Here is a 3,528-nt window from a genome sequence, read left to right on the forward strand (position 1 = left end):
GCCAGATCAAAATCTGCATCAGGGCTTGATTGAAGCCTTGACCAATCTACAGTACAGCGAAATGCCGTCCCTAATTGCTTGCTATAATTTCTAAATCCCACAAAACAAAAAAGCCGATACATTTCTGTATCGGCTTTCTTTAATTAGGAGCCTGGCGATGTCCTACTTTCACATGGGAAACCCCACACTATCATCGGCGCTGTTTCGTTTCACTTCTGAGTTCGGCATGGGATCAGGTGGGTCCAAAACGCTATTGTCACCAAGCAAAATCTGTTGATTATGCTTTGTTCTTGTTCTTTAATAAATTCGGTCTGCTGATACAGATATCGTAAAAGTATTCTACTTTAGTTAACACTAACTTCTTGCTTGTTTCTATCACACACAAACCACTTTGGCGTTGTATGGTTAAGCCTCACGGGTAATTAGTACAAGTTAGCTCAAGGCCTCACAACCCTTACACACCTTGCCTATCAACGTTGTAGTCTCCAACGGCCCTTCAGAGTGCTTATAGCACTAGTGAGAAATCATCTCGAGGCCTGCTTCGCGCTTAGATGCTTTCAGCGCTTATCAGTTCCGAACGTAGCTACCGGGCAATGCCATTGGCATGACAACCCGAACACCAGCGGTTCGTTCACTCCGGTCCTCTCGTACTAGGAGCAACCCCTCTCAATTCTCAAACGCCCACGGCAGATAGGGACCGAACTGTCTCACGACGTTCTAAACCCAGCTCGCGTACCACTTTAAATGGCGAACAGCCATACCCTTGGGACCGACTTCAGCCCCAGGATGTGATGAGCCGACATCGAGGTGCCAAACACCGCCGTCGATATGAACTCTTGGGCGGTATCAGCCTGTTATCCCCGGAGTACCTTTTATCCGTTGAGCGATGGCCCTTCCATTCAGAACCACCGGATCACTATGACCTACTTTCGTACCTGCTCGACGTGTCTGTCTCGCAGTTAAGCTTGCTTCTACCATTACACTAACCGTACGATGTCCGACCGTACTTAGCAAACCTTCGTGCTCCTCCGTTACTCTTTGGGAGGAGACCGCCCCAGTCAAACTACCCACCAGGCACTGTCCGCAATCCCGCTTAGGGACCTACGTTAGAACATCAAAACTACAAGGGTGGTATTTCAAGGTTGACTCCATAACATCTAGCGACGCTACTTCAAAGTCTCCCACCTATCCTACACATGTAGGTTCAATGTTCAGTGCCAAGCTGTAGTAAAGGTTCACGGGGTCTTTCCGTCTAGCCGCGGGTACACAGCATCTTCACTGCGATTTCAATTTCACTGAGTCTCGGGTGGAGACAGCGTGGCCATGGTTACACCATTCGTGCAGGTCGGAACTTACCCGACAAGGAATTTCGCTACCTTAGGACCGTTATAGTTACGGCCGCCGTTTACCGGGGCTTCGATCAAGAGCTTCTCCGAAGATAACCCCATCAATTAACCTTCCGGCACCGGGCAGGTGTCACACCGTATACGTCATCTTTCGATTTTGCACAGTGCTGTGTTTTTAATAAACAGTCCCAGCCACCTAGTTTCTGAGACCAACTTCAGCTCCACACGTAAAGCGCTTCACCTAATGTTGGCGTACCTTCTCCCGAAGTTACGGTACAATTTTGCCTAGTTCCTTCACCCGAGTTCTCTCAAGCGCCTTAGTATTCTCTACCTGACCACCTGTGTCGGTTTGGGGTACGATTCTCTATAAACTGAAGCTTAGAGGCTTTTCCTGGAAGTATGGCACCAACAACTTCATCACCGTAGTGACTCGTCTCGTGTCTCAGCCTTAACGATAACCCGGATTTACCTAAGTCATCAGCCTACGCACTTTCACATGGACAACCAACGCCATGCTTGTTTAGCCTGCTCCGTCCCCCCTTCGCATTTATAGTGAGTACAGGAATATTAACCTGTTTCCCATCGACTACGCCTTTCGGCCTCGCCTTAGGAGTCGACTCACCCTACCCTGATTAACATGGGATAGGAACCCTTGGTCTTCCGGCGTGGGGGTTTTTCACCCCCATTATCGTTACTCATGTCAGCATTCGCACTTCTGATACCTCCAGCATACCTCCCGGTACACCTTCAACGGCTTACAGAACGCTCCCCTACCCCGCGAACAAAGTTCGCAGGCGCATCTTCGGTGGTATGTTTAGCCCCGTTACATCTTCCGCGCAGACCGACTCGACCAGTGAGCTATTACGCTTTCTTTAAAGGATGGCTGCTTCTAAGCCAACCTCCTGGCTGTCTGGGCCTTTCCACATCGTTTCCCACTTAACATACACTTTGGGACCTTAGATGGCGCTCTGGGTTGTTTCCCTCTTCACGACGGACGTTAGCACCCGCCGTGTGTCTCCCGGATATTACTTAACGGTATTCGGAGTTTGCATGGGGTTGGTAAGTCGGGATGACCCCCTAGCCCAAACAGTGCTCTACCCCCGTCAGTATTCATCCGAGGCTCTACCTAAATAGATTTCGGGGAGAACCAGCTATCTCCCGGTTTGATTAGCCTTTCACTCCTAGCCACAAGTCATCCCCTCACTTTTCAACGTAAGTGGGTTCGGTCCTCCAGTTGATGTTACTCAACCTTCAACCTGCCCATGGCTAGATCACCGGGTTTCGGGTCTATACCCTGCAACTAGTCGCCCAGTTAAGACTCGGTTTCCCTACGGCTCCCCTATTCGGTTAACCTCGCTACAAAATATAAGTCGCTGACCCATTATACAAAAGGTACGCAGTCACCTAACAAGTAGGCTCCTACTGCTTGTACGTACACGGTTTCAGGTTCTATTTCACTCCCCTCACAGGGGTTCTTTTCGCCTTTCCCTCACGGTACTGGTTCACTATCGGTCAGTTGGGAGTATTTAGCCTTGGAGGATGGTCCCCCCATATTCAGTCAGGATATCACGTGTCCCGACCTACTCGATTTCACTTTATATAAGTTTTCATATACAGGACTATCACCTTGTATCGTTGCACTTTCCAGAGCATTCTACTAACTACAATAAAGCTTAAGGGCTGTTTCGATTTCGCTCGCCGCTACTTTCGAAATCTCGGTTGATTTCTGTTCCTACGGGTACTTAGATGTTTCAGTTCTCCGCGTTCGCCTCGTTAACCTATGTATTCAGTTAACGATACCTATAAATAGGTGGGTTTCCCCATTCGGAAATCTAAGTCTCAAGTGCTTTTTACTAGCTCGACTTAGCTTATCGCAAGTTAATACGTCCTTCATCGCCTCCAACTGCCAAGGCATCCACCGTGTACGCTTATTCACTTAACCATACAACCCAAAATAGTTTTACAACTAAAATGCGCTGTATTATTTCGTGACAGTTAACTTCGCCAGAAGTTAATGTTTTGAATACTAAAGTAGATGCCAATCATTAATTACTTATAAATAAGTAAACAATAAATTGGCATGAATGATACTGCTATCATTCGTTTCTTTTACTTTTTGAAAACTCTTTCAAACCTAAGTTTGAAGAATTTTTATATCAGCTTTCCAAATTTTTAAAGAGCA

General features: G+C 47.4%; 2 rRNA genes. Both read right to left on the reverse strand.

Features of this window, described 5'->3' with window-relative positions:
- Window positions 1-149: 149 nt before the first annotated feature.
- Window positions 150-264, reverse strand: a 5S ribosomal RNA gene (gene rrf, locus KO527_RS04940).
- A 137-nt stretch (window positions 265-401) separates the two neighbouring features.
- Window positions 402-3,288 (reverse strand): 23S ribosomal RNA (locus tag KO527_RS04945).
- Between the last annotated feature and the right edge of the window lie 240 nt (window positions 3,289-3,528).

Origin of the sequence: Pseudoalteromonas sp. C2R02 (assembly GCF_018860845.1) — a bacterium.
In the GTDB taxonomy this organism is placed as follows: Bacteria; Pseudomonadota; Gammaproteobacteria; order Enterobacterales; family Alteromonadaceae; genus Pseudoalteromonas.